The 24,055-nt window shown below is 45.3% G+C and carries 20 protein-coding genes and 2 tRNA genes; 19 read left to right on the top strand and 3 right to left on the bottom strand.

The annotated features are described in order from the left end of the window. Positions 1–92 precede the first annotated feature (92 nt). From ACI3EZ_RS06390 to ACI3EZ_RS06315, 16 genes are all read left to right on the top strand, one after another. A complete protein-coding gene (locus ACI3EZ_RS06390) occupies positions 93–1,577 on the top strand; it encodes a nicotinate phosphoribosyltransferase (RefSeq protein ID WP_405025870.1) in 1,485 nt (494 codons plus the stop codon). Further along, positions 1,577–2,404, top strand: coding sequence for an ammonia-dependent NAD(+) synthetase (gene nadE, locus ACI3EZ_RS06385; RefSeq protein WP_405025869.1), 828 nt, complete (start codon positions 1,577–1,579; stop codon positions 2,402–2,404). The genes ACI3EZ_RS06390 and nadE overlap by 1 nt, the downstream gene beginning before the upstream one ends. Before the next feature lie 75 nt (positions 2,405–2,479). Beyond that, entirely contained in the window at positions 2,480–2,923 is a 444-nt protein-coding gene (locus ACI3EZ_RS06380; protein ID WP_405025868.1) for a SprT family protein, read from the top strand. Positions 2,924–2,959: 36 nt separating this feature from the next. Then, a tRNA-Leu gene (locus ACI3EZ_RS06375) sits at positions 2,960–3,044 on the top strand. A 579-nt stretch (positions 3,045–3,623) separates the two neighbouring features. Beyond that, positions 3,624–6,080 carry a CAP domain-containing protein gene (locus tag ACI3EZ_RS06370; protein WP_405025867.1) on the top strand — a complete coding sequence of 819 codons (2,457 nt, stop codon included), beginning with the start codon at positions 3,624–3,626 and terminating at the stop codon, positions 6,078–6,080. Positions 6,081–6,143: 63 nt separating this feature from the next. After that, positions 6,144–6,947, top strand: coding sequence for a hypothetical protein (locus ACI3EZ_RS06365; RefSeq protein ID WP_405025866.1), 804 nt, complete (start codon positions 6,144–6,146; stop codon positions 6,945–6,947). A gap of 181 nt (positions 6,948–7,128) precedes the next feature. Next, positions 7,129–7,524, top strand: coding sequence for a hypothetical protein (locus tag ACI3EZ_RS06360; protein ID WP_405025865.1), 396 nt, complete (start codon positions 7,129–7,131; stop codon positions 7,522–7,524). Between the two features lie 83 nt (positions 7,525–7,607). Continuing rightward, on the top strand, positions 7,608–8,777 hold the full coding sequence (locus ACI3EZ_RS06355) for a hypothetical protein (RefSeq protein ID WP_405025864.1): 1,170 nt from the start codon (positions 7,608–7,610) through the stop codon (positions 8,775–8,777). Between the two features lie 12 nt (positions 8,778–8,789). Beyond that, positions 8,790–9,368: a hypothetical protein gene (locus ACI3EZ_RS06350; RefSeq protein ID WP_405025863.1), complete on the top strand. Its 579-nt coding sequence runs from the start codon at positions 8,790–8,792 to the stop codon at positions 9,366–9,368. 163 nt (positions 9,369–9,531) lie between these two features. After that, positions 9,532–10,893 (top strand): Rep family protein, encoded by a 1,362-nt coding sequence (locus ACI3EZ_RS06345; RefSeq protein ID WP_405025862.1) that lies wholly within the window; start codon positions 9,532–9,534, stop codon positions 10,891–10,893. Between the two features lie 3 nt (positions 10,894–10,896). Continuing rightward, positions 10,897–11,076, top strand: coding sequence for a helix-turn-helix transcriptional regulator (locus ACI3EZ_RS06340; RefSeq protein ID WP_405025861.1), 180 nt, complete (start codon positions 10,897–10,899; stop codon positions 11,074–11,076). Positions 11,077–11,128: 52 nt separating this feature from the next. Beyond that, positions 11,129–12,355 (top strand): tyrosine-type recombinase/integrase, encoded by a 1,227-nt coding sequence (locus ACI3EZ_RS06335; protein WP_405025860.1) that lies wholly within the window; start codon positions 11,129–11,131, stop codon positions 12,353–12,355. Positions 12,356–13,081: 726 nt separating this feature from the next. Continuing rightward, positions 13,082–14,686: an LPXTG cell wall anchor domain-containing protein gene (locus ACI3EZ_RS06330; RefSeq protein ID WP_405025859.1), complete on the top strand. Its 1,605-nt coding sequence runs from the start codon at positions 13,082–13,084 to the stop codon at positions 14,684–14,686. An 830-nt stretch (positions 14,687–15,516) separates the two neighbouring features. After that, complete coding sequence (locus ACI3EZ_RS06325) at positions 15,517–16,935, top strand: APC family permease (RefSeq protein WP_405024873.1); 1,419 nt, start codon at positions 15,517–15,519, stop codon at positions 16,933–16,935. A 130-nt stretch (positions 16,936–17,065) separates the two neighbouring features. Beyond that, a complete protein-coding gene (locus tag ACI3EZ_RS06320; RefSeq protein ID WP_405024872.1) occupies positions 17,066–17,848 on the top strand; it encodes a DUF4931 domain-containing protein in 783 nt (260 codons plus the stop codon). Positions 17,849–17,938: 90 nt separating this feature from the next. Beyond that, positions 17,939–18,925, top strand: a complete 987-nt coding sequence (locus ACI3EZ_RS06315) for a beta-ketoacyl-ACP synthase III (protein ID WP_405024871.1) — start codon at positions 17,939–17,941, stop codon at positions 18,923–18,925. 68 nt (positions 18,926–18,993) lie between these two features. Here the strand turns inward: ACI3EZ_RS06315 and ACI3EZ_RS06310 are convergent, their stop codons facing one another. Further along, positions 18,994–19,779 (bottom strand): sulfite exporter TauE/SafE family protein, encoded by a 786-nt coding sequence (locus ACI3EZ_RS06310; protein ID WP_405024870.1) that lies wholly within the window; start codon positions 19,777–19,779, stop codon positions 18,994–18,996. A gap of 181 nt (positions 19,780–19,960) precedes the next feature. After that, positions 19,961–20,308 carry a DUF4828 domain-containing protein gene (locus ACI3EZ_RS06305; protein ID WP_405024869.1) on the bottom strand — a complete coding sequence of 116 codons (348 nt, stop codon included), beginning with the start codon at positions 20,306–20,308 and terminating at the stop codon, positions 19,961–19,963. Positions 20,309–20,490: 182 nt separating this feature from the next. Here ACI3EZ_RS06305 and ACI3EZ_RS06300 point away from each other — a divergent pair, with 182 nt between their 5' ends. The 3 genes from ACI3EZ_RS06300 (at position 20,491) to wecB (ending at position 23,083) form a co-directional block, all read left to right on the top strand. Continuing rightward, positions 20,491–21,741 (top strand): DEAD/DEAH box helicase, encoded by a 1,251-nt coding sequence (locus ACI3EZ_RS06300; RefSeq protein ID WP_405025858.1) that lies wholly within the window; start codon positions 20,491–20,493, stop codon positions 21,739–21,741. A 55-nt stretch (positions 21,742–21,796) separates the two neighbouring features. Continuing rightward, positions 21,797–21,870: transfer RNA gene (locus ACI3EZ_RS06295), tRNA-Arg, on the top strand. 70 nt (positions 21,871–21,940) lie between these two features. Beyond that, positions 21,941–23,083, top strand: coding sequence for a non-hydrolyzing UDP-N-acetylglucosamine 2-epimerase (gene wecB, locus ACI3EZ_RS06290; protein WP_405024867.1), 1,143 nt, complete (start codon positions 21,941–21,943; stop codon positions 23,081–23,083). A 156-nt stretch (positions 23,084–23,239) separates the two neighbouring features. Here wecB and ACI3EZ_RS06285 read toward each other — a convergent pair whose 3' ends face one another. Continuing rightward, on the bottom strand, positions 23,240–24,043 hold the full coding sequence (locus tag ACI3EZ_RS06285) for a hypothetical protein (protein ID WP_405025857.1): 804 nt from the start codon (positions 24,041–24,043) through the stop codon (positions 23,240–23,242). Between the last annotated feature and the right edge of the window lie 12 nt (positions 24,044–24,055).

Raw genomic sequence — 24,055 nt, 5'->3', positions numbered from 1 at the left:
TAGTCCAAATTCAAAATAAAGTGTGGTAGAATTACCACGAACAATGCTCATTATAAGGTATTCGACGATAAAGGATAAGTGGGGAATTACAAATGCAACAACAATATCCAGATGATAGCCTAGCCCTTCATACTGACTTGTATGAAATCAATATGATTGAAACTTACTGGGAGAAGAAAATTGATCAGCGTCAGGCAGTGTTTGAGGTTTATTTCCGAACAATGCCGTTTGAGAACGGGTACGCGATTTTTGCGGGGCTTGAGCGGGTCGTGGATTATATTCGTAACCTCCGATTCACCGATAGCGACCTGGCATACCTGCAGCAAGTGGGTGATTATCCGGCGGCATTTATCGACTACCTCCGGCACTTTAAGTTTCAGTCAACCGTGCGGTCTGTCGTGGAGGGGGAAGTGGTGTTTAACAACGAGCCCCTTATTGAAATTCGCGGACCGTTGGTTGACTGTCAACTGGTTGAAACGGCAGTGCTAAACGCAGTTAACTATCAGACTCTGATTGCAACGAAGGCTTCCCGGGTGCGGTCGGCGTGTGAAGATGACCTCTTGATGGAGTTTGGAACGCGGCGGGCACAGGAGTTCGATGCGGCGTTGTGGGGAACGCGGGCTGCTTACATCGGGGGCTTTGACGCTACAAGTAATGTTCGGGCGGGCAAGTTGTTCGGTATTCCCGTTAGCGGGACCCACGCTCACTCACTTGTGCAGGCGTACCAGAACGACTACGATGCGTTCATGGCGTACGCCCAAACCCACCACAATTGTGTTTTTCTGGTGGATACCTACGATACGCTTCGGAGTGGGGTACCTAATGCCATTCGGGTTGCGAAAGAAATGGGAAACCGGATTAATTTCCAGGGTGTACGGATTGACTCGGGTGACATGGCCTACATTTCAAAGCGGGTGCGGGAACAGTTGGATGAAGCCGGCTTTCCTGATGCACACATTTATGCGTCCAATGATTTGGATGAAAAAACGATTACTAGCTTGAAGATGCAGGGGGCTAAAATTGATGCATGGGGCGTTGGAACAAAACTAATTACCGCGTATGACCAACCAGCACTTGGAGCCGTTTATAAGATGGTGGCCATGGAAAATGCTCGCGGTGAGTTGGAAGATACGATTAAGATTTCCAGCAACGCCGAAAAGGTATCTACGCCGGGCCAAAAGCAAGTTTGGCGGATTACCCGTAAGAATGATGGAAAGTCCGAGGGAGATTACGTTGCTCTCCTAGACGAACAACCGCAGAATCAAGATGAGCTGTACATGTTCCATCCCCAGTACACGTATATTAATAAAACGGTACGGAATTACCAGGCCCGTCCCCTTTTACGAGAGATTTTTATGAATGGTAAGCAGGTTTATGAATTGCCATCACTAGAAACGGTGCGGAACTATTCCCAAGAACGACTCAGCAGTTTGTGGAACGAGTATAAACGGGATTTGAACCCGCAGGATTATCCGGTGGATTTATCCCAGCAGTGTTATGATAACCGGATGCGAATGATTAAGAAGGTTCGGCAGCAGGTTGCGCAACAAGCAACCAACGGAAAGGGAGAGAAATAATGCGACCAATGCAACAGGAAATCATTGATGCTTTATGCGTGCAGGCGTCAATTGACCCACAAACAGAGATTCGGCGGTCAGTTGACTTTTTGAAAGCCTACCTGAAGAAGAATACGTTTTTAAAATCTCTTGTGTTAGGAATTTCCGGGGGACAAGATTCAACGTTGACGGGGAAATTATCCCAAATGGCAATTAGTGAGCTCCGGGAGGAAACAGGGGATGACGAATACCAGTTCATTGCTGTTCGGTTGCCGTACGGGGAACAAGCTGATGAACAGGACGCCCTGGATGCAATCGACTTTATCGGTGCTGACCGGACAGTGCGGGTAAACATCAAGGAGGCGGCCGATGCGATGGTGGCAGCCCTGGAGAAGAATGGGCTAACCGTGAGCGACTTTAATAAGGGAAACATTAAGGCGCGGCAGCGGATGATTGCCCAGTACGGGATTGCTGGCGAGTTTCACGGCGCAGTCGTGGGGACGGACCATGCAGCTGAGGCGGTCACCGGATTTTACACTAAGTTTGGTGACGGGGGAGCAGATATTACCCCAATTTGGCGGTTGGATAAACGGCAGGGCCGGGCAATGCTTGAGTTACTTGGTGCGCCGACACACCTGTACGAAAAGACACCAACGGCTGATCTTGAGGATAACCGGCCAGCATTGCCAGACGAGGTTGCGTTGGGCGTAACGTACGCTGACATTGATGATTACCTTGAGGGAAAGGACGTTGCGGATGATGCGGCGGAAAAAATTGAGCAGTGGTACCAAAAGACGCAGCATAAGCGCCACCTTCCGATTACGATATTCGATGATTTTTGGAAATAGGACGTAATTACATTATGAAAGTCTTTCCGGGGTTCGCAAGTGGATCCCGGATTTATTATGCAGGGAGGAAATGAGATGACGGACGAAGAACTTCAGCAATTAGTAGAACGGCTTTCCCTAACAGCATTTCACCGGTCATTCGATCACCAAGCAACGTTTAATAGTCGGTTGCAAACTACCGGGGGCCGGTATTTGCTTACAACGCACAACATTGAGATTAATCCGCGGATGACTGCGGCGGGACAATCAGCTTTAGCGGGGATTATTAAGCATGAACTGTGCCATTATCACCTCCACCTTACTGGCAAGGAATACATGCACCGCGATCATGATTTTAAGTCATTATTAACACAGGTTGGTGGCTGGCGGTACGCTCCAGCTCAGGAGCGAATACCAAAATACATTTACGTGTGCTGCCAGTGTGGGGCGCAGATTTTGCGGCAACGGCGAATGGATCCGCGGCGGTATGTTTGTGCTCGGTGTGGGGGAAGGATTGCTCTGGCTACAAAAAAGCGTTGACATTCATTGAGGGCTTGGTATAATTAGTATTGTTTCGCGGGTGTGGCGGAATTGGCAGACGCGTCAGACTAAGGATCTGGTGGTCGTTTAGACCGTGATGGTTCGAATCCATTCACCCGCATATTTTTATGTTCGTATGATTCAGGAATGTTGTTAAACCGGCATTCTTGTTTTTTATTTATCGTAAAATTTGTTTTTTTAGTTGATTTTAAACACATAGCAAACACACAGAATAAAATGAGCTCTCTCCCAGTAATGACAATGGTTTCGGCCGTTGTTGTTTTTTATTTTGGCGAATTTCAAACACACAGGATTTATGGTGCAGGTATGGCTAATTTGGCAAAAAAAGAGCGCCCCAAAATGGAACGCCCGGACGTTTTTGTGACTTTGGCATGTCACGATATGCGTCGACATCTTCATACTCATTGCACTTGTATTGTAGCATAGATTGCAATACACCAGTGCAGCAACGAGGGTAGCACTTCGAATTGCTTTTCAACATAGTGGGGTAAGTTTTTAGCGGTCGTTTCGGCGGCCGCTTTTTATACATATTACATTAAATTACAGTTAGATTAAGTTTATAAATAGTAGCAAATTTATCTTGACAAATTTTGCGGGGGGGGGGGGTAGAATCCTGATATAAAAGGATTTGTAGAAAGTTACGGATCTAATTAAAATCACTACATAGGGGGATTTATCCTTGAAAAACATTAAAAAGATTGAAGCGACAGCTGCCATTGCTGGTGCAGCCTTAACGGCTGGTTTAGTCGGTTCAAACCGCCAAGTAAAGGCCGATACGGTTTCAACTAATAATAGTACACAAGCTCAGACACCGCAGCAACAGATTTCTGCTGCTCAGGACAAGGTTAATACGGCTCAGTCCCAGGTTGACGCTACTAAACCAGCTGCTGACGCTGCTCAATCCAAGATTGACGCCGCTCAGTCACAGGTCACAGCTGCTCAGAATCAGGCCAACACGGCTCAGTCTCAGGTAACCTCAGCTCAGAATCAGCTGAATAACGATCAGGCAACCATTCAGCACAAGCAGCAACAGATTAACGACGATCAAAACCAGATCAAGCAAACCCAAGCTGCTATGCAGAATGCTCAGCAGAACTTACCAAGCACTCAGCAACAGGTTCAGTCCGCTGCTCAGACAGCCCAAACGGCTAAGGATAATGCACAGACTGCTGACGCTAATGCTCAGCAAGCTCAAAGCAAGGTTGATTCCCTCAAGAGCGACCAGCAAGCTGCTCAGAATAAGGTTAACTCCTTAGAAAATAACAGCTCTGTTGGTGAAGCTCAAAAGGCTGTTACTGACGCCCAGAACAAGGTCAACAACGACCAGGCGGCGCAGACGAACGCTCAGAATCAGCTGAACAATGATCAATCTGCTTTAGCAACCGCTAAGCAGGAAGCCCAGGATCAAATCTTTGCCCACAACAAGTTTGGTGGCCAGTTTGCTCACTTAAAGGCTTCTCCAGAACAGGAAGCTGAATGGGATAACGGTAATACCCTGACTGCTGACCAACAGGATGAACTTGATACCATCAACCTTTACCGGATGAGTCTTGGCTGCAAGCCCCTCAAGGTTGATTCTAGTGTTCAAGCTTACGCTACTCAGCGAGCCGCTAACGCTAACCCGAATGATCCTCACGCTGGTTTCAGCACACCAAGTGTTACTAGCGCTGATAGCGACAACGGTAACGAATCTGTCATTGATTCCGGCGAATGCTGGACGCCTGACACCGGTGAAGCTGCTGTTTGGGAACTTCTTAACGAAGCTCCTGGTCAGATGAGCCACCGTCAGAACTTGTTAAACCCATACGCTAACTACATTGGCATTGGCATTAACAATAATGGTGAAACCATGATTGATACGGTTACGGTCGATAAAACTGACCCGACAACCAACATGAACAACATCTACAACGGTAAGAGCAACTTTAATGGTATTGGTAACCAATACTGGAAGGATAACTACCAGCCGTGGACAGGTGACAACTCTATTACGCCAGTCCCATTAACCGATGCTGCTAGTGTTACCCCACTTAGTGCTTCTGAACTTGCTCGAATTAACATGACTAACCCATCTGACTGTGATGGTGGTGGTGAAGTTACTGCGCCATCTGGTGACGCTGCTAAGAAGGTCGCTGACCTACAGAACGCTGTTAATAACGATCAGGCTAACCTGAACAACATTAACAACCAGTTAACTAACGACCAGAACACCTTAGCTAACGCCAAGCAGGCTTTGACCTTAGCTCAGGAATCCGACGCTCAGCGAGCAAGTGAACTGCAAGCTGCTCAAAACAATCTGAACAACATTAACAACCAGTTATCCGCTGCTCAGAATGATTTACAGCAAGCCCAAGCTGCTGCTAAGCAGGCTGACAACGCTGCTAACCAGGCTCAGCAAAAGGCTAACGATCTGGCTAACCAGGTTAAAAGTATGCAGGACGCTTTGAACAACGGTAACAGTAAGATTGCCGCTCTCCAAAACGACATTAAGAATCTTGAGAATACTCCGGATCCAGACATTGCTAAGGATCAGCAGGACTTACAGGCTGCTCAAAACGCACTTACGCAAGCCGAAAACAACGTTAAGCAGGCTCAGGCTAACTTAGACGCTGTTAAGCAGGCTAACCAACCTGCCGTTGACGCTTACCAAAACGCTCTTAACAACCTCAAGGCTGCTCAAAATGAATTAAACGCTGCTAAGCAGCATCTCACCGACCTGGAGAACCAGGCTGCTGCTGCTAAGCGCCAGGCTCTCTACCGGGCTGCTAACCAGTCACATCGTGACTTAAACGGAACGGCTTTGCCAGCTGGTGCTTATATTAAAGATAATGGTGACATTGTTGGCACCGACGGTAATTTAATTGGTGTTAGTGGGGTCCTTTTTGATAAAAGTATTCATTATACAAGTGATATTACTAATGGATCAACGTTAAAGAGTGGCGCTAAAATCGTCTTTAGTAACAACACAGTTGAAGCGGCTGAGGTTCCAACTTCAGCTAAGAATGTTACTAAGCAAGCTCTACCAGATACTGGTGACGCTCAGAACATCAAGGCTGAGGAAGCCGGTATCGTTGCTTTAGGTCTTGCTGGTCTTGCCAGTGCATTTGGCTTTGCTAAGCGTAAGAAGCGTGACTAATTGAACAATTTAAGAAATACTCCTCGTTGATACGGGGGGTATTTCTATTTTAGGAGAATTATTATGAATATTTTGAGTAATGACGAACTTAGAAAGTATCGCGAAAAAGTAAATGGGAAAATGGTGTACACTAAGAGGTCACTTGTTAAGATATTTGATATAGCGGGGAGTACGGAAGATTCGAAGATAAGGAAGGCTAGTGGCATATTAAGTGATCTTAAAAATAGTTATTTTTCTGAGTGGCAAGGGACTGATCATCCTGTAAAGTTTGTCACAAGAGAAGATCGTCCTAAAAGAAATAAAATTAAAATAATTGATAGTGATTATTTTGAATTGTTTTATGATAAAGTAGTGAGAGAAAGACTGCAAAAAGTGGAAAGTGGCTTAAAATTTAGTTTGGATGAACGGTTTGATAAAGACGAAGTAATTATTGATATGAGAAAGCCTTTAATTGTTAGAAAGGCTACACCTGGAGAAGAAGAGAACGGGATTATCAGACACTTTAATTTTGCGCAGACAAAAAATATTGATCAAATAATTCATTTGAAAGCGCAGGATCGTTTTGAAGCTGACTTAGTTAAAGAAGTTAGCAAAAAATTTTGCTGCGATCCTAAACCGGCTAAAATGTTGATTGCTTATAGTCAAGAAATACAGCGATTAAAGGAAGTACTGTATTGGGTTAAGCATCCTGATGAATATAATGAATTTATGCATGAAGGACATCCAGATGTTCCTAGTGATGAGATTTTTGACATTAAAAATGAAATTACTGATGATATGTTACCTGAGGAGTATGAGGTAGAATGTAACGGATATAAAGTATTACATCAATTTGGTTGGCATTCGGATTTATTGTTAGATCAATAACGGTTCATTTAATAATCAATATAAGTAATAAGCGACTGCGATAGGCAGTCGCTTATTTTTTGTCAATAGGTGGACGAATTTTGATTCAATATTTCCCCACCTATGTTGCGAATAAATATATCTAAGTAGAATAAAAATTGTTGATACGTAACAATAGACGATTTAAAGGAGGCTGATAAATATGTTACGTGCAAATCATGCAATAAAGCCGTCTATTTTTCGAATGGAAGCAGTAAATGATTGTGGGATGAATTCCGCATTACCATTTACGGTTGCTGGGGTTGCAGCGGAAGAGAGGAACAAATGGGACAACGAAAATAACAGATATTCCGATGAAGTAGCGGAAACTGGAATTGTTGTTGTTCAGGATGCAGTTGATGAAAACGGTGAGATTTTCCAGCAGAATCCTATTATGGTGTGGATACCGGTGGAGAATTTAACAAAGTCAGTTGCAGATAAGCAGTTTAAGTTCAATGCAAAAGTAGCATTCAAGGATTTAGGTGGTTACTACTCACGGAAGAAACATGTTTGGATGTGGCACGCAACTGATGTAATGCCGTGGAAGGGAGATAAGTAAATGGGTAAGCAGAGTAATGATGTAAGAGCAGGACCCGCAATAGCGGGTGTAACAGGCATTTTAAATCCAGAGGAGGTGGTTTAATGGAAGAACGCGAAATTCAGTTATTGAAAACATTAATCGGGAGCGATGATCTAACAGAACAGGCTGTCGTAGCGAAGTTGGCAGATTACGCTGAGAGTGCTCTAAATGTTGGTTTAAGTTCTGAGGAGGCAGGATACGATAATTCCTTCACGGTTAGCTTTCAAGTTTCCTTCAAATCACTTGAAGGGGAGTGCCGGGTAGCGCTTCAGTATCCATTAGCATTTGTTGTCGATAGCGACTTGAATACGGAGATTTTACGGATCCTCAGTGTAGCCTTTTATCCGCTGCTGACCTTTCGACCGCTAACGGGGCCGCAGTTAGTTGATACTAGAAGCAATGACCTAGCAAGTGCGCGGGCGCTGGCGTTTCCCTTTCGTTTAGGAACGTTTCACCGGCGGCATTACCAGCGATTAAGTGACATCAAAGCGGTTAAGCGGGCGGATGGGAAAGTAGTCTTCCCGTTGATGAATGGGTATGATTACGCGCCATCAGATAACAGCGGCCATGCGATTATCACGGGAGTCTCTGGTTCGGGTAAGTCGATTCTGGGCATTATCATGCTGCAGTATTTACGGAGCACGGGGGCCACCGTCACGATTATTGACCCGAAGCTGGATGTTTCATGGGCACGCTACTGTGCCAAAGCTGGGGTGGAATACATTTCACCGGGAAGCAATGAAAACGGGACATCGTTCCTCGACCGGGTAATGAAGGTTCTAAAAGGCGCTGTTGAGGAAATGCATGCGCGGCAACGGGAGCTAGCGGCATCGCCAACACTAATAACTTTCAAGCCGCGAGTAATTCTACTTGATGAGGCGATGGCATTAGTACAACAAGCACCCACTAACCTGGTGAAAAATTACTTACAAATGTTGAATAGCCTCACTTTAATGGGCCGAAGCAGCTCAGTATCACTGATTTTGCTTTCGCAAACGGCTGATAGTCGGACAGTGATTAGTAGTTCCGCCCGCGATCAAATGGGACTAAAAGTTGTTTTAAGCAATGCAACCATTGCCAATAATGATACAAGGTATCTGTTTAAGGATTTTGATCCGTCAAGTATCGTTATTCCGCGCGATGATTTTCATCACGGTGTGGGATTGATTCAGCAGCAAAGTGATGGGTTGATTGTACCGTTTTTGACACCGTATGTAGCAGAACTTGCTTAAAGGAGGAAAAACATGAATAAATTCAAGGAAAAATTACAACGTTACCGGTGGTTGAGTTACGTGACTTATAGTGCACGAGTAATCCTGATATTACTGTGGGGATCACTAACAATTGCGGCCTTATTAGGAGGTGCGCTTTGGGGGATTGGTTCGCCAAGTGTCTTAGGATGGTTATTTGACTTTCGGTCGATAAGTGTATTCGTGATGCACATTGTCAGGGTTAGCTTAGCGGTTGATATCGCTGTGATGGTTGGAGTGACGCTAGTAATGAAATTAATCACACATCATGACAAGGTAGTGCTTGGACAATCACTAGCGTTGACCCGGATGGTGCAAAAGAACCTGCGGCAACGCGATACGGAGCAAAACGATTCGTGGAATCGTATGGTTTGGCATTCATTTGCCGTTAAGGGAGCAACGTTTAGTCTAGTTGCACTCCGACGGCCAGCATCGGTAGATATGACAAGTAACTGGGAGCAAACCCGAAATGATCTTAAGGCGCGGGTGGCACACGTAATGCCAGTTAAGGTTAGTTGGCAGACCTGGGGTGCCTGGGATGTTCTCTACTATAGGAAGAAACAGTCACGCTAAGCGTACGCCACCCTGCGCCCACCAGCGCAAAGGGGTGGCAGTGCGCAAAGCCAAATATTAACTAAAGTGTTGATATGACTGGCTAAAGGGGGCCTGTTCTTCCTTTAGCCAGAATAGCCAAAAGTGAGCCCAAACGGCTTGATATTAAGGAAAGGGTGATTAAATGACAGAAAAAGGTAGCCAAAAGGATGCCTCATCGCCGACAGAAAAACGATTACGTTCGCGCGGTTGGATGTATGTTTCCAAGGTTGAAGAAGTTCCGTTTGCGGACTTAGCTGCATTGGGACGACGATGCAAAGGGTTAAAGGGGATTGAACGGTACGCGATGATCGTCCATGATCGAGATACGCATAAAGATGGTTCAAAAGTTCGTCCGCATGTTCACGCAATGTTGCAGTTTAGCGCACCACGCGATGTTACCGCTGTGGCTAAGGAGCTAACCGTAGAACCAAATCAGTTACAGAAGATTACGGGTACAACGGGAATCAACAACGGCTTTGCCTATCTGGTGCACCAAACCGAAGGCGCCCGGGAGAAGTTTCAATATGATCCAACCGAGGTCATTGCGAATTTTGATTATCAAGCGTTGCTTGGTCAGCAACAGCAGCAAATCAAAAAATACTACTCTGGGAAAAAAGGAAAAGAACGGATTGCTCATCAAGTAGCTGATGGAGAATTGACGTACTCGGAAGCGATGCAGGTTGTGATGCAAACGTGGCCGTTATCAGTGGATGTGATGAGTAAGAAGCTACAAAGTATTATCGCGCAGCGGCGCTTGCAAAAGGTTAAGCGATGGGTGGACTATATGAAAACAAACCATATTTCCAAGATTATCTTGTGGTTGTACGGCGCAGCGGGGACAGGGAAAACGTTACTGGCCAAGACAATCGCACAACATGTTAGTGATAACGATGTTTTTGTGAGTGGAAGTTCGCGGGACTACTTTCAGGACTATCACGGACAAAATGTAACGATCCTAGATGAGTTACGTCCCGGCATGATTGCTTACGGAAATTTACTTCGGATTTTGGATCCATACGCATATGAAGTAAAGTTGCCCGCGCGTTATCAAGACTATCAACTCGCATCGGAATGGGTCATTGTTACTTCACCATATTCTCCGGGAGAATACTACAAGAGCGATGCAGGCATTAATAAACAGATTGACCGCCGGGATCAGTTACAGCGGAGAATACCAGTTGTGATTGAGATGGGGAAGAAAACGTTGAAGCTCAGGTATGAAGGTAATGAGTACCGAGCGTTAGCTGAAACGGAAAATCCGATTAACGGTTTACCACCTTCGGAACTTGCTGCGGCATATGAGATGCACACAGAAATTTTATGGTACGCGTTCTTACAGTTGTTCATCAACATTAAGGATTGTGTCCCTGATGAAGTGGCGAATGTTATTGAGCGGGTGAGAGACAAAAAGGATCATCAGCGTCCGACCAAAGCAGCTGATGACCTCGAAGATAAATGTAATGATTTATCGTCCTTATCTTCTCACAGTGGGAAGGGGGAGTAAAGTATGTTCGGCGAAGAAATCTTAAACGGTAAGCAGTTAACTAAGCAATTAGGAATTAGCCGGACGTTTCTGTATAGTCTTCTCGATGAAGGATTACCCAATCATCGGCTAGGTAATAGTTCCCGACGGTATTACATTCTTTCTGAAGTTGAAGAATGGTTAATTTCAAAGGGGTTAAGGTAAGAAGAATGTTACAATGAGCAAGTAGAGAGCTCATTGAGGAAGGATTCCGTCAATGACTGTTACTAAAATGACTGCTGGAAAGCATAAAGGTGAGTTTCGCGCACGAATTCAACCGGTTGATAAAATCACTGGGAGGCAATTTAGTATGCCTGTGCGCTATGCTCGGACAAAACGTGAGGCTAAAGCACTTGAGCAAGACATGTGGAATAAGTTTCAAACGGGTTATGCGTATAATGCTCGAAAAGACTTATTCAAGAAATGTTTTGCTGAGTATATTCGGTCAGAAAATGAACGTGGGAGATGGTCTAATAACACGTATGAATCTTGGAAGTATACTTCAAGGGTAATCATTGAATATTTTCCGCAAGTAAAATTGTGTGATGTTAACGAACAAATGATTCGGAATTTTGCTCGGGAATTTGTAAGAAAGCGTCATTTGGTAGTTAATAATAAGTCATCTGTTGCTCGATGCTTAAACCATATGAGAAGTTTTTTTGCAGTTTACGTGGGCAAGATATTTGATCAGAACCCTGTTCCCCAACGTGCACTGGAGAAGTTTTTCAGACTGGATGAAATGACTACCTCTAATGAACGTTATGTTCTGAAGGCAAATGAGATTGAAATATTACTTTCAAAGATAAAGCAGGAGTTGGATTTTAAAAAGATTGATTCCTGTGTTTCCCGAATGGCAATATACATTGACCTTTTAACGGGAATGCGGCCACAAGAAATTCAGGCACTTCGTTGGAAGAACCTTTGTAAAACTCCTACTGGGTATGCTTTTAGAATTAACGATTCATGGGATGAACACGGATGTACCTTTAATGGGCATTTAAAAGCACATAAGCGTGGCGAAGAAAGAATAACACTGCCAATAGATAACGAAGCTAAGGCGCTCCTTGATGAGTACCATAAAGCACAACGGAAGTTTTTGAAATCTGAAGGCCTTCGTAATAAGAATGGCTTGGTGTTTTTGAATCTAGTTGATTATCAGAAGTGCAGTAAAGGTTATCCTGTCACACAAACCGCGCTAAATAAAATGTTGCGTAAGTTGAGTACAAAGGTAGGAATTAATGCTAGAGGAAAACGTTGGTCTATGTATTCACTGCGACATACAGTAGCAACCAAATTGGGGAGTACGCCAGGGATGAGTTATCCTTGGGCAGCTGCTCGTTTAGGACACCGGCTTGATGAATTTATGGGGACATATGTTCATGAAGATGTGGATGTGGACGCTGAAATGGCTGCTAAATGGAAGGCTGTAAGGGGATATTCATAAACACACGGAAACACACAGAATTAACGTTGAATCATGACGAACGCTGATATATAAAGCATTATGCGTGGTGGTTTTCCACCATTCACCCGCATTTTTTTGTGCAAAAAAATAATAATAATGTTGATAAACCGGCATTTTCAGGTTTTATTTGTAAGCAAAATGGTGTGATTTTGGCACACCGCTGACACACGGGGCAATGGGTATAAGCCGTAGACATAGCAAGGCTTTGAGGGGCTTTGCTTTTTATTTTTGGCTTTTTTTGTGTCACACGGTTTTAGGACGTAAAAGTTTCCAACGTATTGCACTAGGCAAATAATAACCTGTCATATTATATAATCATTCATAGCCTAACAATGAATTACTAGCATTTCTGTTAGGAAGACCAACCGTCGTATAGTCGTTGACTGCGGACGGCCTGTTGAATATTAGCGAAAAAATCATACCGGAATACTTATAGTAGGCAGTTAGACGTTTAAAAATCTCTCTTTTAATTTCTATACATAAAGTATAATTTGTAATTCTATGTTTATTAAATTAAAACATTGTGCTTTCGCGGGTGGTGGTTTTTAATATCAACGATTATCCACGATTCTTTGTTTTAAGAATGTAAAGTTATCCTTTATGATTCTATGGAGTATGAGTTGTTTTAGAAACTTCATAGAAATCAAGGAGTGTTAGAATAACCTAGGAACTTATAAGAGCATTATATGAAGGAAGTTGATATTTTTGGATAAAGGAGCTATTGCTAGTAGCGTCGTTGGCTTACTGGCCCCCTTGCTAGTTAACCCAGTAATTGGTTTAGCAGTTCAAACGCCAAGTACCTCAAATAGTAGTGCAGTAAATAGTAGTACAGTTAGTCATTCAGTTCTATCACCAAAGCAAGGCAACTTTGTTTTAAGTGACACACCACAACAACAGGCGACTTATATTGGTGAAGGCGGGGAAGAACCCGGGAATGCAAAACTTGTTAATGCTGAAACTGGAAGTTCTACGCCCGCTTGGGGCTTTGATAAGGATGTTGTTAATGAATTCGATCCAGTGTCAGTTAACAATAATGGAGCAGAAACTAATGCTGTCGGTCGGGTTCCGTTTCCGATATACCAAAATCAAGGAGATTTAACAAGTGCCTTAGCTATCAGGGGGCTTTCGCAGGAGCAAATTAGTTCTTTAATTGCAGCAATGATGTTAACGGAACGGGGTACATATAAGGGAGATTATACCCCGAATAAGGGAGCTTCATTAGACCAGCAAAATGCGTCGTATAACTACCAAGTTCAAGCGGTTCTTGATGTTATTGTCGGGCAAGTTGATCCGCATCAAGAGGCGTTTATTAAACAACACTTTACAACGTTCCAACAAAAGCTGTATAACGCTGCGTTAGCCGATGCAAACGTAAGTGTTGGCGATATGACTACAGCATACTTAGTTGCCCCCGGTTCAAACAACAGACTGTCTAAACTCCAGCTGAATACACAAACTAATACTACAGCGCAGTTTGAACTTAATCCGCATTATCTTGGAGCGCCAGTTAAAGTAACTCAGATTCTTCCTGCAAATTACCAGGTAATTGATACTGCTACCAACCAACCGGTTAGTGAATTAGTAACGGGGCAGACTTATTACGTTAAGACTAGTGCAGCTGTTGCCCAGGCAACAGTCGCAATGAAGTATGCAAAAGACGCATTTAATTTTTTTGATACTAATTGCAAACCTGTAATCGTTGCCGAAAAAGTAGTAACTAGTTATGCAATTACTCCACGAGAAGCATCTGAGGTGCCATTTTACTATAATGAGAATGGCGATTATATTGGTTCGCTGCAAACACAAAATGGTTATCCAGTTGTGGAAGTTACTGGGCCAAATGGTGATCGTAATGTTGTGGCATTTCGACACATGTTAGATTATAATTACGCGCACATGAGTCGAAATACTAGTTACGAAGGGCTTATGGTTAGCACGCCGATAATGGAAGACTTAACATTACAAGTGTTTGCAGATATGCCAACACAATCGAGTTTTTCTTCAAAACCAGCAGGATTATCAAGTAGTTCTAGTGGCGCTTCGCTGACTGTTAACAAGAGTAGTAATGTTACTACCGTAAGTAGTTCGAAGCGTAGTATTGTGGCTGGTCCGGTACAAACTAGTCAGCGGCAAGTAATTAATGCACCAACGGGGATGCAACATTCAGTTCGCACGTTCCGTTCACATAAGCATCAGCAATTGCCAGATACCGGTGATCACCAAGCAAAAGGAACAGCCCTGTTCGGAATTGTATTGATAGGGTTGGGACTAGGATTTGCAGAATTATGGCGAATTAAACGGATCCATTAAGTTTAGAACCCTATTTAGGTGAATTCTAAGAAAGAAGCACGTTATCGTTTATAAACGAAGCGTGCTTTTATGTTGCGGTAATTTTATTAAAAGACGTAAAGGCAAATGCTTGTTGAGTAGTCAGTTGTCGATTTTGATTTTATAGAGCTGCCAATGATCAATACACCCAAGTTTTCTGAGAGAATGTTTAGTGAAAAGGGAGGGTGAATATATATGCCACGGCGGGCTCAGAAGGAATATCAAATAAACGATGTATTTGTTGTAAATCATAAACTAATTCCATAAAATTTAAAGAAATATCTTTTATGAGTATCTGCGATTATGGGCATAAATTTTTCCCATCGAATTAAATTAACTATGACTTAGATGTTAAATATACTGTCTTCCCATACGCATTATAAAAGAAGAATCAATGAAAACGCAGGTGGGAGGGTGCTTTCCTAAGTAGCAACTATTAAAAGGTATTGGTGTGTGTTATTGCGCGAAATAACTAAGGTGTCGCCTTTGGGGAGTATGGCTGAATTGATAATTTTCAACCGTAAAATTCGTTTTTTAGTTGTTTTTAAATACATAGTAAATACACGAAAAATGCGTATTTTCCTTGTAATGACGAGTTTTTTTCGGTTGTTTCTAATTTTGATAACTTTTAAGTGAACAAATATTAAAGATAAAAATGCAACGTTAAGTTAAGCGATTAAAGGATATTAAAATCATGTACCCCATGAGTGAAATTATAAATCTTTCATCATAATCTAATCTTGTGCTACAATGTAAATCGCTGTGGTTGATCGTAGCAAGGGTTACCGGCGAATAATTGAGGAGAAGAGAGAATGAATTTATTAAAAAGAATGTTTTTCCGTCAATCACCAACAAAGTACGGGCTAAAGGACGGCCACCTGAACCGTTCGCTCAGGGTACGGGATCTTTTATCTTTGGGAATAGGGATGATTGTTTCTACTTCGATTTTTACCCTTCCTGGGGAAGTGGCCGCTATGCATACGGGGCCGGCGGTCATTATTTCATTCGTAATTGCGGCAATCGTTGCTGGCCTAGTTGCGTTGGTTTACGCTGAGATGGCGGGGGCAATGCCGTTTGCTGGTTCAGCGTATACGTGGATTAACGTTCTCTTTGGGGAACTTCCTGGCTGGGTAGTTGGTTGGGCGCTCCTTGCTGAGTACATTATCGGCGTTTCTTTCGTTGTTTCGGGAATATCGGCAAACTTAAAGCCGCTTCTTGCTTCACTTGGGCTTCACCTTCCGGCTTTTCTCGCTGCTCCCTTAGGGCAGCGCGGTGGGGTGATTGATCTTATTGCGGTTGGTGTTGTTTTAGTTGTTGGGCTATTAGTATCACGAAATTTGTCTAAAATAACGTTAGTTGAAAATGCGTTGGTTATCCTGAAAATCTTTGCGATTCTTCTGTTTGTTGCGGTTGGAGCAACTGCTATCCATTTAAGTAACTTTCACCCGTTTGTCCCCGCATACCACGCGACGAGCAACGGTGCGTTTGGTGGCTGGCAGGGGATTTATGCGGGGGTATCCATGATCTTTGTTTCGTATTTGGGTTTTGATGCGATTGCTGCAAATTCAGCGGAAGCAGTGAACCCCCAAAGAACAATGCCCGGGGGAATTATTGGTTCATTGGGAATTGCATCGGCTTTCTTTATTGCAGTAAGTTGTGTTTTAATCGGGGTGTTACCGTATCAAAAGTACGCAGCGAGTGCTGAACCGCTTGGAATTGCGCTCCGGGCAATTCACCACCCGCTAATTGCGACCATTGTCCAGTTAATTGCCGTGTTTGGGATGTTTACCGCGGCGATTGGTTTTATGCTCTCCGGTTCGCGCTTAATTTACTCGTTTAGTCGTGATGGGATGTTACCCAGGTTTTTCAGCCTGCTAGATCGGAACCAGCAGCCCCGAAACGCCGTGATACTCATTACAATTATTGTAATTATTGTGAGTTCGCTCCTTCCGTTTAGCTTTTTATCCCAATTGGTATCTGCGGGGACGATTGTTGCCTTTATGTTTGTGTCAGTCGGTTTGTTCTTTCTGCGAAAAAGGGAGGGGCGCGATATTGCCCAACCAGCGTTTAAGGTGCCGGGTTATCCGGTCGTTCCGGCCCTAGCCTTTGTGTTTAGTCTGTTGGTTTTTGTTGGCCTTGATTGGGCCGCTAAGGTATATGCGCTAGGATGGTTTGTTTTGGGTGTCATAATTTACCTTATATATGGAATTTGGCATACGAATCGGGAATAGAACAGTATATTTAGGAATGATGGGGATGCCTGGCATTCCTTTTTTATAATGTGATTTATTTGGTAGTTCTTTTGTTGTATTCTAAAGGGGATTTTAATTGGGATTTATAATGGTTGGAGGATAGCGGTTAATGAAATCAGAGCAATTAATTTTCAACCGGCAGACGGGAAAACATAAGACTCACGCACAGCCTGGGACAGGATGCCCGTTTTGCGACCGGAATCATTTACAAAATATCTACGAACAGCAGGGCGATATTATTTTATTAAAAAATAAGTACGCCACCCTTAAGGATACAACCCAATTGGTGCTAGTGGAAAGTAAGCGGCATAATGCGGACATTTCAGTGTATTCGCGGGAGGAATGGCGGATAATTCTAGCGTTTGCGGTTAAGCGGTGGCGGCAAATGGCGGCGAGCGGGAAGTTTCGGAGTGTTATTTTGCATAAAAATTACGGACGGTTATCAGGCGGAACGCAGGTCCATCCGCATATGCAACTGATTGGATTAAAAAGAGTGGATGCGTATAAAGCGGTGTGTGATCCGGTATATTTTGAGGGGCTAGAAATTGCTCGGGATCAGGAAGCAGCGCTAAACGTGGCTACGCACCCGTTAATGGGGTTAGTTGAACTAAACGTGGTGTGGAATTCATCCCGTCAGTTAGAAGTAGTTGCGGACATGATTAAGGCGGCCGTTATTTTCGTGGTTACCCAGTACTATGACGGGCTCTGTAACGACTATAATCTTTTCTTTTATGAAGTGGGAACGCACCTGGCATGTAAGGTAGTTCCTCGGTTTGTTACGTCGCCGTATTTTGTGGGCTATCAGTTGTCCCAGTGCTTTGATGATGGTGGATTACGGACAGTTCAGGCGGCGGTAGCGCATCTTTATCAAGAAATTCAGAACAGCGAATAGAAGCGTTTTAAGTGGTGTTTTGCGCCGAAATTAAGTAGAATAAAGCCTAGGTTCTAAAAAAGAAATTCGGACAGAGAAAGAGGCATCATGATGGTAAAGGCAATTAAGCTGACGGCGACGGCACACTACCTCCCGTCACGGGTCGTGACAAATGATGAACTTAGTCAGTTAATGGATACGTCGGACGAATGGATTCAGGCGCATACGGGGATTAAAACCCGCCACTTTGCACTGGATGAGGACACGTCAGATATGGCGTTAAGGGTCGCCCGCAAGCTTCTGGCGACGGCTGGGTTATCCCCAGCGCAGATTGACCTGATTATTGTTTCGACCATTACGCCGGATGCCCTTACGCCATCTACGGCGGCAATTGTGCAGGGAAAACTGGGCGCAACGGATGCGTTTGCATATGATTTATCGGCTGCATGTGCGGGGTTTATCTTTGCGTCAACGACCGCTACGAAGTTCTTACGGACGGGCGGTTACCGGCGGGCAATGGTAATTAGTGCTGAAACGAATTCCAAGATGCTCGATTTTCGCGATCGAACGTCCGCCGTCTTTTTCGGCGATGGTGCGGCCGGAGCAATTTATGAAGCCAGTGATGATCCAGCCGACGAGATGGTTGGCGGTGAGCTTCTTGAGACGCAGGGTGATGCAAAATCGATTCATAGTGGGCGGGTGGCTCCGTTAAGTGCAGTCAAGGCGGATAATTATCCCCGGACCGATGCCTTTTATCAGGACGGGCATGCGGTATATGAGTTTGTTACCCAACGGATCCCCGAACACATTGCGACGTTCTTGCAGCAGGAACATTTGACCCCGGCAGATATCGACTTTGTGATTCCCCATCAGGCAAATCTCCGGCTGATTGAACAGCTTGCTGAGCGGACCGGGATCCCATTGGCAAAGTTTGCCCAGGAAGTGACGACGGTGGGAAACCTATCGTCGGTGGGAATCCCGCTGGCACTTGACCGGGCGGTTCGTGCGGGAAAGCGGCCCCAGCACGTATTACTCACGGGTTTTGGTGCTGGCTTGGCCTATGCAAGCATGATGTTAGACTTGTCGAAGTTAAAGTAGGATGTAGCAGAACTAAGGTCTATTAAAAAAGGGTTGGGATATGTCCCAACCCTTCTTTGTTATTTTCGCTAAATAAACTGCTTAACCCCTAAGTATAGAAGAATAAGAGCGATGATTGGTTTCATTACCCGGGAGAAGGTTTGCTTAGTTTTTTCGGGAAGATGCTGCATCACGATGGGCGCAAGACCTGCTCCCATAATTGTTCCCAATGACATGATGATGACGGGGTGCCAGGCAATCGTCATTGTTGTCCAGTGAAGCCCGATACCAACAATTGTGGTCCACATCCGAATAAAGGCTGATGCAGCCACGGCGTCTTCGAGCGATGCGTTTACCAGAAACATACCTGCTACTAAGGGCCCACCGCCTGACATACCTGCTAGGCCAGTCATTACTCCACTGACAATTCCCGTTCCATCAGCCACTACTTGATTGAGTTGTGTTTTAGTTGGTTTGTTTCGGTGGGGGCGGTGGGGAGCAATGATGGTTTTGTACAAAATTGATAGTGATAGGATTATCAGGATAATGCTGATGATAAGCTGGTAGTAATGTTGGTTAATCCGGTTAACCAGTAAGCTTCCACCTAGCGTTCCTATAAGTGCCCAGAATAAGAGCCGGTGTTCTTGGCGGTGATGATGAAATTTATGGTCGCCTTTTTTACGGACACCATGATAAATCAAGGTTGCGATGATTAAGGCGGGTAAGGTTGTAACTAACGCACTGGCAGCGGCTGTCTTAGCGGTGAGCCCTAAGAGCGTGATAAAACTTCCAATGTACAGTGCTGCGCCCATGCCGAGTGAAATCATAACGAATCCGATGATAAACCCGATGAGCAGTAACAGTGCTATTTCCATAAAAAAAATTCGCCTCACTTGCCGGTGACGATAATTTGTACCGGAATAGTTTCGGTGGTTAGCGGTGTAAAAAAGCCAACCATATTCCCGTTATACCACTATTTGCCCTAAACGGTTACATTTGTAGTCGAATTTTAATTCCTTTTATGTAAAAACTAATAAACCCCGGTGATTACGCTTATCACCGGGAAGAAATTGCTTCTAACTTATATGTTACGTCATCGGCCTCATCGTAAACCGTAGTGGGGCCATTAATTCCCGCCGTTACCTTAACGTGATAGCCATACTTATCAAGAAAGAGTAACTCGTTTTGATCGACCTTAACAATATGTCCTTCAATTTCGCGCCGATCAATGAAAAGGTGTAAGCTGGGTGCGATTGAGAAAGTATGCTGTTTTTTATTGGTGGAGTCAACGAACGTCCATTGTCCTGCATATCGAGCGGGAAAATTGATGGGAGCTGGACTTTTTTTATTCCACCACTCGTCAAGCCGCTTAATTTTGGGAATCCGTAAACGGGGCCGCTGCACGGTCGCTTCCTCCTTTCAGTCGTTCTTGTTACCATAATCATATCCTATTCCGCCTCGGCTGCGGGCGGTTTTTGCAAAGTGTAATTCAAATAAAATATTGTGATAGTTTTGTCATAAACTTTTCAGCGTTAGGTGTTTTCCGGTAAGATGAAAGTAGTTTAAGTTAATGTAAGGAGCGTACTATGAACGAACAGTTTGCGAAGTATTTTCAGGAACAAGGCTTTACGGTTCAAACACCGATTCAAAAAGAAGTGATACCAGCACTCGCGGCAGGGAGGAATGTTGTGGGGTTAGCACCAACTGGGTCGGGGAAAACCTTGGCGTATATTTTGCCGCTGCTTGAGAAGGTTATGCCGGGGGATGGGCTGCAAGTGGTTATTTTGGTACCTTCTCAGGAATTAGCTGTTCAGATTACGAATGTTACCCGTGCGTGGGCCCGGTTGATTAACATCAAGGTTCAAGCGGTTATCGGGGGCGCAAACATGCGCCGACAGGTCGAAAAATTACGGCATGTTCGACCAGAAGTGGTTGTAGGTACTCCGGGGCGAATTAATGATTTGATTACGGCCAAGCGGTTAAAAATGCACCAGGTAATTGCAATTGTTATGGATGAAGCCGATGCGTTACTGGCTGAGGAAGCCTCCCGCGAAATATGCCGAGCAATTGTAAGCCGCGCTAATGCGGATGTTCAACTTGGTTTTTTTTCAGCAACCGCCACGCCTATTTTAGACGAACTTCACCGGTGGTTCGGGGTACAAGTTACCCGAATTGATGTCCGGGCAACGGATCACACTCAGGGGGCAGTAACGCATTATATGGTTGCCGTGCCGACTAGAAAACGGGTGGATGCGTTACGGAAATTAGCCCGAATGGCGCAAATGCGGGCGTTGGTGTTTTGCAGTCAGACCGCTACTGTGCGTGAGCTGGTTGCTAAGCTTCAGTATCACCACGTTCCGGTAGCAGCGTTAATTAGCGGAATAAATCATCAGGACCGAGCCCACGCTCTCAGTAGTTTCCGTAAGGGACAGCTAAGGTTACTTTTAACCACCGATGTGGCTGCTCGGGGATTAGATCTTCCCGGGTTACCGGCCGTAATTAACTATGACATTGCCCGTGATCTTCGCACATATGTGCATCGGGTGGGCCGAACCGGCCGGATGGGCGCGCCGGGGATGGTGATTAACCTGGGAAATGAGCACCAATTGCGTTCTTTTCGGCAGTTGATCCGGCCAAACAAATACACCGTGGTTGACGGAGTGATTGTTCATGGTGAACTGGTTGCGGGAAAGCGGTCGCAGTCACCTAAAAATAAGCATCCAGCACCGGTTAGCCAGAAAACACAGCAGCTAACCGCCAACGGGCGAAGGAAGCACCGGAAAAAGCGGCGTCGAAATCAGAAAAATAAGGGAGTGCGGCGGAAAAGGCAGTCCTAATTAAGGTTGACTTTTATAATTACCACTAATTATACTAATTAGTGGTTGTTAGTATGCGCCCGTAGCTCAGCAGGATAGAGCAACCGCCTCCTAAGCGGTAGGTCATCGGTTCAATTCCGATCGGACGCATTAATAAAGATTTATGCAACGGGATGGTTGGGAAGACTGTCCCTTTGCTTTTAAAAAGGGAGTTTTAGGGATGAAGCAAGTTAAAGTAATGACGGTTTTTGGAACCCGACCGGAGGCAATTAAGATGGCCCCAATCGTACTAGCCCTCCAACAACGGTCTGCCGAGTTTATTCCGGTAACAGTGGTAACAGCCCAGCACCGGGAAATGCTTGATCAAGTGTTGGCGACGTTTAACATTACGCCGGATTATGACTTGAACGTGATGCATCAGCGCCAAACCTTAACGGACGTGACCACGAACGTTTTGCAAGGGATGGGGCCAATCCTTGAAAAGGAACAGCCGGACATTATGCTGGTTCACGGAGACACGACTACGACGTTAGCTGCAAGTCTTGCGGGTTTCTACCACCACGTTGCAGTAGGTCACGTGGAAGCGGGCTTGCGGACATGGGACAAGAACGCACCATACCCGGAAGAATTAAATCGGCAGATGACGGATGATATTAGTGACTTGTACTTTGCTCCTACACAATTAAGTAAGGAAAATCTCCTTAAAGAAAATCACCCGGAAAAAAACATTTACATTACGGGGAATACGGCCATTGATGCCTTGCAGCATACCGTGCGGACGGGGTATCAGGTTGCAGGGTTACCGGTAATTCCGGAGGACCACCGGTTGATTCTACTAACAATGCATCGGCGCGAAAACCAAGGAGCGCCAATGGAGCGGGTCTTCAAGGCAATTCGGCACGTTGTTGAAACGCATTCCGATGTTGAGGTTGTTTATCCAGTACACCTTAACCCAGCGGTTCAGGAAGTGGCTCACAAGGTCTTTAACGGGCTGGAACGGGTCCACCTAATTGAACCGCTTGAGGTGGTTGATTTCCATAACCTGGCTGCACAGAGTTACTTTATTATGACTGATTCGGGTGGTGTGCAAGAGGAGGCTCCGGCCCTAAAGAAACCGGTATTAGTTCTCCGGGATGTAACTGAACGGCCAGAAGGGGTTCAGGCCGGGACACTGCGGTTAGTTGGAACGGAAACAGCAGCAGTTACGGATGCGATGATTGATCTTCTGACTAATACCGCCGCTTACCAGAAAATGGCAACCGCTCGGAATCCTTACGGGGACGGTCATGCTACCGAGCGGATTTTAGCTGCTATTCAATTCTACTTTAACGGCGGCAAGCGGCCGGCTGAGTTTGGGCAGTAGGGTAGGAAGGAACAGCAAGATTTGATGGCTGGTTTTTGCTTCGTCCGTTTGGTTTTTGTCAGATTATTTATTAGAAATAACAACAAGGCTGGGACTTATGTCCCAGCCTTGTTTGTTTTAAACGGAATCAGCGGCTTTCCGTTTAATCACATTTAATTAAAAGAACCATACGGTTGTATCAGAACATGCCCACCAAGTGATGGTAGTCGTGTCAGAACATGTCCACCAGGTATCGTTGCAAGTGTCGTCGTCCCACCACCAAATAATGATTGACGGGCCGTTGTTGCAACTGTGGTCGGAGTGAACCGGTTGGGTTGCTGGCTTTTTCGTTGGTGCAGTTGGTGCAGTTGGTGCAGTCGGTGCAGTTGGAGCCGTAGCAGCCGTGCCGGCCGTGCCAGCAGTTGGAGCTGTAGCAGCCGTGCCGGCCGTGCCAGCAGTTGGAGCTGTAGCAGCCGTGCCGGCCGTGCCAGCAGTTGGAGCCGTAGCAGCCGTGCCGGCCGTGCCAGCAGTTGGAGCCGTAGCAGCTGTGCCGGCCGTGCCAGCAGTTGGAGCCGTAGCAGCTGTGCCGGCCGTGCCAGCAGTTGGAGCCGTAGCAGCCGTGCCGGCCGTGCCAGCAGTTGGAGCCGTAGCAGCTGTGCCGGCCATACCAGCGGTTGGTGCGGTAGCAGCCGTGCCGGCCATACCAGCGGTTGGTGCGGTAGCAGCCGTGCCGGCCGTCCCAGCGGTTGGGGCTGTAACGACAGCGCAGGCCTTGCCAGTGGTTGACGCTGTGGTAGCCGTGCCAGCAATTCCTGCGGTTGCACCGTTAGCAGCGGTTGAAGCGTTGTGAGCAACAACCGTTGTGTGAGCTGTCGTTACAACATCGGCGTGAACATTTTGTGCCTTGCTAAAGCCAAAGCCTAGAGAAACTCCTAGACCAACCGTAGCAAGCGCGGTAACTAATTTACTACTATTCTTCATTTGAAGAACTCC

Source organism: Ligilactobacillus sp. LYQ60 (assembly GCF_045033015.1).
Taxonomy (GTDB): Bacteria; Bacillota; Bacilli; order Lactobacillales; family Lactobacillaceae; genus Ligilactobacillus.
The sequence above is the reverse complement of the archived record's forward strand: the minus strand, read 5'-3'. Positions and strand labels throughout refer to the sequence as shown.

Bases quoted from the DNA above. Each gene is read 5' to 3' on its own strand.
- ACI3EZ_RS06390 (WP_405025870.1), top strand. From the start codon at position 93: ATGCAACAACAATATCCAGATGATAGCCTAGCCCTTCATACTGACTTG.
- nadE (WP_405025869.1), top strand. From the start codon at position 1,577: ATGCGACCAATGCAACAGGAAATCATTGATGCTTTATGCGTGCAGGCG.
- ACI3EZ_RS06380 (WP_405025868.1), top strand. From the start codon at position 2,480: ATGACGGACGAAGAACTTCAGCAATTAGTAGAACGGCTTTCCCTAACA.
- ACI3EZ_RS06365 (WP_405025866.1), top strand. From the start codon at position 6,144: ATGAATATTTTGAGTAATGACGAACTTAGAAAGTATCGCGAAAAAGTA.
- ACI3EZ_RS06360 (WP_405025865.1), top strand. From the start codon at position 7,129: ATGTTACGTGCAAATCATGCAATAAAGCCGTCTATTTTTCGAATGGAA.
- ACI3EZ_RS06355 (WP_405025864.1), top strand. From the start codon at position 7,608: ATGGAAGAACGCGAAATTCAGTTATTGAAAACATTAATCGGGAGCGAT.
- ACI3EZ_RS06350 (WP_405025863.1), top strand. From the start codon at position 8,790: ATGAATAAATTCAAGGAAAAATTACAACGTTACCGGTGGTTGAGTTAC.
- ACI3EZ_RS06345 (WP_405025862.1), top strand. From the start codon at position 9,532: ATGACAGAAAAAGGTAGCCAAAAGGATGCCTCATCGCCGACAGAAAAA.
- ACI3EZ_RS06340 (WP_405025861.1), top strand. From the start codon at position 10,897: ATGTTCGGCGAAGAAATCTTAAACGGTAAGCAGTTAACTAAGCAATTA.
- ACI3EZ_RS06335 (WP_405025860.1), top strand. From the start codon at position 11,129: ATGACTGTTACTAAAATGACTGCTGGAAAGCATAAAGGTGAGTTTCGC.
- ACI3EZ_RS06325 (WP_405024873.1), top strand. From the start codon at position 15,517: ATGAATTTATTAAAAAGAATGTTTTTCCGTCAATCACCAACAAAGTAC.
- ACI3EZ_RS06320 (WP_405024872.1), top strand. From the start codon at position 17,066: ATGAAATCAGAGCAATTAATTTTCAACCGGCAGACGGGAAAACATAAG.
- ACI3EZ_RS06315 (WP_405024871.1), top strand. From the start codon at position 17,939: ATGGTAAAGGCAATTAAGCTGACGGCGACGGCACACTACCTCCCGTCA.
- ACI3EZ_RS06310 (WP_405024870.1), bottom strand. From the start codon at position 19,779: ATGGAAATAGCACTGTTACTGCTCATCGGGTTTATCATCGGATTCGTT.
- ACI3EZ_RS06300 (WP_405025858.1), top strand. From the start codon at position 20,491: ATGAACGAACAGTTTGCGAAGTATTTTCAGGAACAAGGCTTTACGGTT.
- wecB (WP_405024867.1), top strand. From the start codon at position 21,941: ATGAAGCAAGTTAAAGTAATGACGGTTTTTGGAACCCGACCGGAGGCA.
- ACI3EZ_RS06285 (WP_405025857.1), bottom strand. From the start codon at position 24,043: ATGAAGAATAGTAGTAAATTAGTTACCGCGCTTGCTACGGTTGGTCTA.